The following is an 8,417-nucleotide window of genomic DNA, read 5'->3' on the forward strand; positions in this document are numbered from 1 at the left end:
TATCCCGGCGGAATCTTGCCTGGTTGCAATAACAGATTACGGGATTTTGCGAGCTGACAGGCGACCCGATTTTTGTTATTTTCTGATCGATCAAATGTATTCAATACTTCACCACTTCATGTTCGCCTTTACTTCACTGGAACAAAAAGCGCTTCCTTCGCACATGCTTCGCACGATCGTAAGCTTTTTCTTAAACGATCTGCGGCATACCTGTCACAAATCTGTGCTAATTCAACGATTTTGAGCGAATTGTCCGCATCAACGGTAAGAAGTCAGGAACGTATTTCAGCATACAAGCTTAGGATTGCCAACGGGTTCACTGGCCGATGTCGTCCCGATTTCTTAAAGACATTTTCTCATTTCGGAATGGGCCAGGGCGCAACTCTTGCGTAGAACGTTGCGTGCTTCAATAGCACGGTTCTTTGCAAAACGACATGGTGGATGGCGCACGGGAATAACGGCGTACCCTCGCCCCCCTTTCTATCCACGGTGTGATTAATACCCTTGATCGCCGGCCGATGCTGGTAGTATCAGGATTCATCGACACATTAACCCGGAAAAATCCGCGGCCCCGCAGTGGGTAAACGAGGAGTTGGATACGGCGGCGCGGGTGCCCGACATACATAGATTGCTTATGCACGCTGACATGAAACGCAAGGTGCTTGGCGCCTCAAACGCGTTTGTTGTGCTCACCCTGATGGCTTCGTTGCTCGCGCTGGTTTTTGGCGTGATCTATGCTTTCAAAATCGGCAACTACATGATTGCCGCGGCCAGCATCGTGACGATGTACCTCATCTTCATGGCGAGCGATGTCGTCTGCCGGCGTTATCTGCGCCCTGAGTAACGTAACTTTTTACTACCCGGTAGACTTCTTCAGCACCGGCGCTCCGTAAAGCGCCGTGATCAAGGCCGGCGCCCCGTAAGGCGTCGCTTAAGGCCCGGCGCTCCGTAAAGCGCCATGATCGCAAGGCCCCGTAAGGCAGCGCGATCTGGCCCGGCGCCCCGTAAGGCGCTGTGATCAGCCCGCCGCAATCGGGCCGCTGAAGAAGTCTACCTTTTTTTATGGACTTTTGGGGGCGCGGTGGGATTCTGTTAGTGGGCCTCTACTCAAAAAACGGAAACAGCCGTTTCAGCTCTTCGCGGGAAGGCTGACTGCCGTATTCGGACATTTCGAAGGCTTCCGCGTACTTAAACGACTGGCCACGCTCCGCACCGTAATAGTCGATCAACAGAGCCCGATATTGATCGGCTACCGAAGCATCACGCTCCTGGAATTTCTCCGCGATGTAGGCGACACGGCCGGCTTCATCCACCGGCACTTCTACATCGTACCCGTCGAGCCAGGCGTTCCACTCTGAAAACTGCGACCGCAGCGCCGCCATACACGCGTACTTCGGTCCGCTTTGGGCATCGATTCCAACGATGATGGTTGGCTCAAAGGGATTCGGCTTCTGAAACCGGTCCGCGTAATACAGGAAGACCGGATTCTTCGTGACCCGTGGTGTCGTGGGGGTGAAGTTGGGGACGGTGACCATGAATGAGGCGTCCTGCACGAGGATCGCCGTGTAGCGGTGGTCCGGGTGATAATCGTTCGAACGCGGGGCGAGTACGATATCCGCCTGCCATTCACGGATAAGGCGGGCGATGGTTTTACGGTTTTCCAGCGTCGGCATCAGCTCTCCGTCGTGGTTGTCCAGCACTTCGGTTTCAATGCCCAGCAGGCGCCCGCATTCTTGCGCCTCGGCCTCCCGCCGGCGCGCGAGCGGCCCACCCGAAATCTCGTGGTGACCAATATCGCCATTGGTCACGGAGACGAACTTCACCTTGTGCCCCTGCTCCACCCACATACGGGCGACGCCGGAAGCCTTGATCTCGCAGTCGTCCGGGTGGGCGCCGAAGGCGATGATGCGCAGTACGCCGTTTTCGTCTTGCGCGGCGGCAAGAGGAACGAACAGGCAACCCAACAGCACACTTACTACAATCGAGGACAATTTCATGGGAATTCCTCCTGGTTAAACAGTTGTCATGGGAATCTAGGGGGAGATCAGGAAAACCGCCACGCCTGGAAAAAAAAGCCCTTGACTCCGGTCAGGAACCGACATCGAGGGCTACTGGCCGAGTAGATTTCTTACCGTGTGGCAAACGCCCAGGTAACCCGCGGGTGCGTCCGCGGCGCCGTCACAGCGTTCATGACATCGAACACGAGTTCGACCCTATCGAGCCGGCCCAGCGTCTTCACGAACACTTTCGTGGTGCTCTGCGGCTCGACGAGCACGAGGTCGGCGTGTTCGTGCAACGAATAGGACGAAGCATTCAGCAGTACAAAAGGGCTGCTGCTGACGTTTTCCACCTCTACTTCCAGAACGGACTCCTCGTCATCGCCATAGCCGAGACTCCGCATCTGGAGAGAGGCCGCCACCAACGGCGTCAGGTGCTGCTCGCGACCGACGAGTATGTCACGGTGAAACACTACCGTTCGACGATCCATCAGGGCCTCCTTGATCGCTTCCGGACTGCGCTCGCGGGCCATAACCAGCGTGATCGGGCGGTGGCTGTGGGGAACGTTGTAGTCCCAGTCGATGAGCCCGTGGATATCCGACGTTCCCATGATGGTGAGGTTGTTGTCCAGGGCGATTTGCAGGGCTTCGTCGGAAAACGTGTGTTCGTTTACGACTTCGATGCCATGCAGCAACCCTTCACTCAGAAACTGGCGGTGGAGGCCATCCAGGCGCGCCACGCCGTCGGCGCGTTGTGCAACCCAGTTGGGATGATTCCAGAAGACAAAGGCGCCCTGCCGGTTCGCCTCCCGAAAAACGGTGAGCGGATCGTCCGTCAACAGCTTATTAGCGTCGGTAATAAAGATGGCATTCGTGTGTCCAGGCGGCATCTCACGCGTGATTTCCGAGCCGTGAATGAGTATGAGGTTGCTGTTCTCGGCCGCCTCTTGCGCAATTACGAGCGATCGATTCCGATCGGGATGAGGGATGTCCTCCTGGTGGGGCTGGTATTCCAGATGCTCGGTCAGCGAGATGGCGTCGAGTTCGTCTCGGAGGGCCTCCTCAACCCGGATGTCCGGCCAGACCCTGCCGTCGGAGAATACCGTATGCTGGTGGAAGTCGGTCTTAAGGGTCTGGTACCCCGGCACGTTCGGAAATACGAGAGCGCGCCCGTGCTGGCCGGCGGCCGGCAACGACAGGGCGATCCCGAGGGCGAGTGAAATAACAAGCGCTTTCATGAGACAATGGATGGATGAATAGGGTGGGACTCCCGGCAAGCCTATGCCCACCGGATCACCAAACGATAAACGAAAGAGGCGCGCCCAACCCGACGCGCCTCTTCGTGACTGACGTTGTGCATCGTCCGAGGACGGACACGATACATCGTGTCCCTACGGTTCGTGATGGCGACATCCCTGAACCTGTAACCTGGAACCCCTACAACTCCCAGCCCTTCCGGTATTCCCGGTGCAGGTACTGGTCGGCGTCGGGCGCGTTCGTGAACTTGCCATTCGCCGCGTCCCAGAAGAGCTTGCGACCGTAGCCGGCGCGCAGCGCCACCACGCCCAACAGCATGGTCTCGGTGAGCGGACCGCTGTACGAGAACGGACAATTCGCCTCGCCGATGCCCATACACGCATTGGCCCAGTTCATCTCGTGGCTGACCGCGATGCGCGGCAACGTCTGCGGGATGCTCATGACATCCATCGCCGGACCCTTTGTGAAGATGCGCGGATTATGACCGTACGTGTCGTACACGATGACGCCTTTGTCGCCGATCAGCATGGCGCCGCCGCCCGGGTTGACTTCCGCGTCGGCCGGCATCTCCGGTGGCCGGCGCGGCAGCAGTCCGCCGTCATACCAGGTCATCTTGACCGGCGTGCGCCCGCCACGAGCGAATTCGTAATGGACAAGGGTCGAAAGCGGATACGACGCCTTATCCTCCCCGCCCCAGGGCGAGCCGGCGGCCTCCACCGATGTCGGCGCATCGAGGTCGAGCGCCCAGTACGCGTGGTCAATCAGGTGGGCGCCCATGTCGCCCAGGGCGCCCGTGCCCCAGTCGGCCCAGCCGCGCCATGAGAAGGGCGTGTAGGCCGGATGGTATGGTACCGCGGGCGCCGGCCCGAGAAACAGGTCCCAGGCGAGCGTCTTAGGCGCCGATTCGCCCTTCTCCGGGCGAGCCATGCCCTGCGGCCAGATCGGTCGATTCGTCCAGACATGGACTTCGCTTACGGTGCCGATGGCGCCGGCCCAGATCCATTCCAGCATTTTCCGACCGTCGTCGTGCGAGTGCCCCTGGTTGCCCATCTGGGTTACGACGCCGGTCTCGGCCGCTACCTGGCGGAGCACCCGTGCTTCATGGACGGTGTACGTGAGGGGTTTCTGGACGTACACGTGTTTGCCCATTTTCATGGCCATGACGGCCGCCGGCGCATGGGTGTGGTCCGGCGTGGCGATGACGACGCCCTCGATGTCCTTCTGCTTATCGAGCATCTCGCGGAAGTCCTTGTACCGCTTTGCTTTGTCGTAGGCGGCCTTGAGCGCGACGCGATCCTCGCGCGGCTTGCCTTCCCGGTCGACGAACGAGGCCTCGACGCTCCTGTCATCCACATCGCAGATGGCGACGATATTCTGGCTGACCAGGTTGTTCATGTTGGACGCCCCCATCCCGCCGGCGCCGATAGACGCCACGTTGAGCATATCGGATGGGGCCAGGAAACCGGGGCCGCCGAGAACATGCCGGGGGACAATCAGGGCGCCAAACGCCGCTGCGGCGCTTTGCCCCATAAAGGTGCGTCGATTGATACCAGTGTGCTTCATGACCGTTCGGTTGTGCATAAACGTGATAGCCGGTATAGACACCAGCCGGAATCCTCTTCCGTCTAGCTTAGCCCTTTTTGCGGCGAATATCAATATGCCGCTTCCTCATCAAGTGGGTAGGTACCGGCCTCACCCGGCGCCGGCCAGTTCACGCCCCCCCCACCCGGCACCGACTGGTCAAAGTGCACCAGCGACCCGGTCATCAGTCCCGATTCGGCCGACGCCATCCACGCGATGGCGCGCGCCGCCTCCTCGGGCTGGATGAGCCGGCCAAAAGGCAACCGCTCAGAGGCTTGCTCGCGCCAGTCGTCCCCTCGTTGATCCACCTCACGCTGGATCACGTCCTCGACCGGCGTATCCGTCCACCCCAGCAACAGCGCATTCACGCGGATGCGATGGCGCATCACCGCGTACGCCACATTTTTCGTAAACACCGACAGCGCTCCCTTCGAAGCCGCGTACGGGCATAACGTGGGCAATCCGCCCGTGGACACCACGCTCGAGACGTTGACGATGGCCCCTTCGATCCGCTGTTCGACCATCCGGTTCACGCAGGCCTGCGTAAGGATAAACGGTGCGCGCACATTGACGGCCATCAGCCGATCCCACAACGCCACTGACGTATCGTAGATGCTGCCGCGCGTCGACAGCCCCGCGGCATTCACGAGGACGTGCACGGCGCCGAACCGGTCGTACGCGACCTCGACGATGCGTCGACACGCCTCGACGCTTTCGAGGTCGCCATCGACAAAAAGGGTAGGGCATCCGCCGGCGTTCAGCGTCCGGGCCACCAGCGCACCACGCTCCGCCTGCCGATCCGTCACAAGCAGCCCCGACGCGCCACGCGCCGCAAATACACGGGCGACCGCTTCGCCGACACCACTCGCCGCCCCGGTTACCAGAGCTACTTTTCCTTCAAAATCTGTCAGATGCATCGTCGTCACCGAGTGGTATGTGTTTTCGATCACGGCGTGAATATAGATCCCGACTCTCTGGCTTGCGAGCTGACTGGCACGACCGATATCTGTGAAATACCACCCGGACGGAACCGGGGCTCGCGGCGGGGTGTCCTCAAAGAGAAACCGCGTACGTACACGATCCGACACACACCTCGTCGTTTACGCACGCCCCGTTTTGCGCCCCCCTCCCCCTACGATGGCCTGGAAATGCCTGTTCGTGCGAGCGATCGGCCCAGGTACTATCACCGAAGGGTTCGTGGGTCGCTTTTTGCTAAAGGCACCTCACCCCCCGGCCGTCTTTCCTCTGGGCAGTATCTATGCCCGCGCCTCCGGCCAAGCGCCGCGCGCTGTGTATCCTCTTTTTTGATCTACGACTATGTACGAGCAGACGACTCGATCCGCACGTCCGGTGCGGCCCACGGCCATCGCCTTGCGCTTCGCCCTGGGGGCCCTGCTACTCCTGATGCTCACTGGCCTGGCCGACGATCCGAATCGCACCTCCCGATACCCGGATGATTACCTCCGCTGGAGTAACCCCGCCACCTGGCAGCGTCTCGGCGTACCCGTTCCCGGACCAGGCGCCGTCGTGACGATACCGGAAGGCGCCCACGTCGTGGTCGACCAAGACGTCACAGGCCTCGAGGGGCTCTTTGTCGAGGGCGGTCTATACTTCGACGACCGGGACCTTACCTTCAGCGCCGACTATGTCATCGTGCGTGGTCTATTCCAGATCGGGACCGAGGAGCGGCCGTACACGCACCAGGCCATGATCACACTTACGGCCAACTACACCGACCAAGACACCAGCATCGCATCCTGCGGCACCAAGGTCATTTGCGCCCTGGGCGGCAAACTCGACTGGCACGGCACCGCGACTTCGTCCACCTGGACGCGCCTGGCCGACGGTTCGACCGCTCAAGCCGGCGCGACCGCCATCACCCTCGAAGCTCCCGTCACCTGGGCGCCCGGGGATGAAATCGTCATCGTCAGTACCGACTTCGACCCCAACCAGGCCGAACGCCGCACCATCACCACCATCTCCCCGGATGGCCGCACCGTATCGCTCGATGCGCCGCTCACCTATTTGCACTGGGGCGAGATCATGGAATACGCCGGCCGGCCGGTGGACCAGCGCGCCGAGGTGATGCATCTCACCCGAAATATTCTCATCCAGGGGGACGCCGCCTCCGACGCCAACGGCTTCGGCGGTCATGTGATGATCGTCGCGAAACACCACGAGGAGATGATGGCCCACGCCGGCCACGACCACGAAGATATGTGGCTCAGCATGTGGGAAGACCCGAAATACGCGAACGACTCGGCTTCAATGAGCCAGATATCGGGCGTCGCCTTTTATCGCATGGGGCAGACGGGCCGCATGGCGCGGTATCCCGTCCATTTCCACCTTATGGGTCATGCCGACGGTGCGTACGTCAAGAACAGCGCCGTGTACGACAGCTTCCAGCGGTGCTACACCATCCACGGGACGTTTAATGTCCTCCTCGAGGGCAACGTCGGCTACAACGCCATCGGACACTGCTACTTCCTGGAGAACTTCGTCGAACGCGACAACAGGCTCATCCGCAATATCGGCGCCGTCGTCCGCACGTTCCCGGACCCGAGCCAGGAGTTGATCGAAAGCGACGAAAACCCGTCTGTTTTCTGGATCTCCTTCCCCACGAACACCCTCATCGGCAACGTGGCGGCCGGGGCCGAGGGCTATGGGATCTGGATCGACCTGCGCGACACCGGAGGCAGCGCCCACAATGAGAATGCGCATGCGCCTATGGGCGAAATGCGCGACAACGTAGTGCACTCGACCGTGCTCGGCAGCCGGCGCGGACTGTACGCCAACGGCGACCCCGAACGGCACGGCGGCGCCGGATTTATGTACGAGGGCGGCACCGGGCCGATCGAGAACCTCAATGCCTATAAGAACATGGTAAACTTCTGGGCGGACGAAAGCTCGGATTTTGAACTGGTCAACTCGACCTTCTCCGACGCCCACTTCCATATCTGGCAGCGCAGGGACGGAAGCCTGAACTCGCTCTTTGTCGCGCACACCGACAATATCGGCACGCCGAAAACGCACGACGAACTTCTCGCCGGCCGGACGATCCCGCCGTACATGACCGGGAAAGACCGGCAGATTTCGGCCATTATGGGCTTTTACAGCAAGAGTTTTTCGATCAACAACACGTTCGTCGGCTTTAAGTCAGACACGATGTTCGAACGCGGCGTCGCCAGCGTGGGCGGTCTCAGCTTCGACGCACCCATCTTTTTCGAGGGTTCGACGATGATCGATTCCGACCCGTTCGTCCCCACGCCCGTCAAGGCCGAACGTCGCCGCCGGAACGCCGGCGCGGCCGCGGCGCGCACCGAAACCACTCGAGGCGTCGTCATCATTGATTCGGACGGCACGCTCACCGGCGATGGCGCCTACCGTGAGGTGCGCGTTGGCCCTCAAATTCTGACCGACGCAACGGCCGGCTGCCGACAGATCGACACGAAGTTCAACACCCCGGTCGTCTCCTGCGAGACGCGCTCCCTCCGCTTCTCGGCCTTCGAGGGCAACGAGGTCGTGGTGAACGGAACCGCCTACGCGTCAAGCGACACCGAAGCGCTGTTCCTACCGGCCGGC

6 protein-coding genes are annotated in these 8,417 nt (G+C 60.7%); 2 read left to right on the forward strand and 4 right to left on the reverse strand.

Features of this window, described 5'->3' with window-relative positions; all coding sequences use genetic code 11:
- Positions 1-634 precede the first annotated feature (634 nt).
- Positions 635-844, forward strand: coding sequence for a hypothetical protein (locus SH809_20425; protein ID MDZ4702088.1), 210 nt, complete (start codon positions 635-637; stop codon positions 842-844).
- A gap of 259 nt (positions 845-1,103) precedes the next feature.
- On the opposite strand, the gene SH809_20430 is transcribed toward SH809_20425, so the two are convergent.
- The 4 genes from SH809_20430 to SH809_20445 form a co-directional block, all read right to left on the reverse strand.
- Complete coding sequence (locus SH809_20430; protein ID MDZ4702089.1) at positions 1,104-1,997, reverse strand: PIG-L family deacetylase; 894 nt, start codon at positions 1,995-1,997, stop codon at positions 1,104-1,106.
- Between the two features lie 131 nt (positions 1,998-2,128).
- On the reverse strand, positions 2,129-3,235 hold the full coding sequence (locus SH809_20435; GenBank protein MDZ4702090.1) for an Sb-PDE family phosphodiesterase: 1,107 nt from the start codon (positions 3,233-3,235) through the stop codon (positions 2,129-2,131).
- A 199-nt stretch (positions 3,236-3,434) separates the two neighbouring features.
- Positions 3,435-4,817, reverse strand: a complete 1,383-nt coding sequence (locus SH809_20440; protein MDZ4702091.1) for a Gfo/Idh/MocA family oxidoreductase — start codon at positions 4,815-4,817, stop codon at positions 3,435-3,437.
- A gap of 89 nt (positions 4,818-4,906) precedes the next feature.
- The gene (locus tag SH809_20445) at positions 4,907-5,752 is read right to left on the reverse strand and encodes an SDR family oxidoreductase (GenBank protein MDZ4702092.1); all 846 of its coding nucleotides are present in this window, start codon (positions 5,750-5,752) and stop codon (positions 4,907-4,909) included.
- Positions 5,753-6,152: 400 nt separating this feature from the next.
- Here SH809_20445 and SH809_20450 point away from each other — a divergent pair.
- Positions 6,153-8,417, forward strand: a 2,265-nt coding sequence (locus SH809_20450) for a G8 domain-containing protein (protein ID MDZ4702093.1), incomplete at its 3' end; no start/stop codon positions are given.

This window comes from Rhodothermales bacterium (assembly GCA_034439735.1).
GTDB lineage: Bacteria > Bacteroidota > Rhodothermia > Rhodothermales > JAHQVL01 > JAWKNW01.

What these genes read in the sequence shown, in the direction of transcription:
- SH809_20440 (MDZ4702091.1), bottom strand. Translation starts at nt 4,817, where the DNA reads ATGAAGCACACTGGTATCAATCGACGCACCTTTATGGGGCAAAGCGCC.
- SH809_20430 (MDZ4702089.1), bottom strand. Translation starts at nt 1,997, where the DNA reads ATGAAATTGTCCTCGATTGTAGTAAGTGTGCTGTTGGGTTGCCTGTTC.
- SH809_20425 (MDZ4702088.1), top strand. Translation starts at nt 635, where the DNA reads ATGCACGCTGACATGAAACGCAAGGTGCTTGGCGCCTCAAACGCGTTT.
- SH809_20435 (MDZ4702090.1), bottom strand. Translation starts at nt 3,235, where the DNA reads ATGAAAGCGCTTGTTATTTCACTCGCCCTCGGGATCGCCCTGTCGTTG.
- SH809_20445 (MDZ4702092.1), bottom strand. Translation starts at nt 5,752, where the DNA reads ATGCATCTGACAGATTTTGAAGGAAAAGTAGCTCTGGTAACCGGGGCG.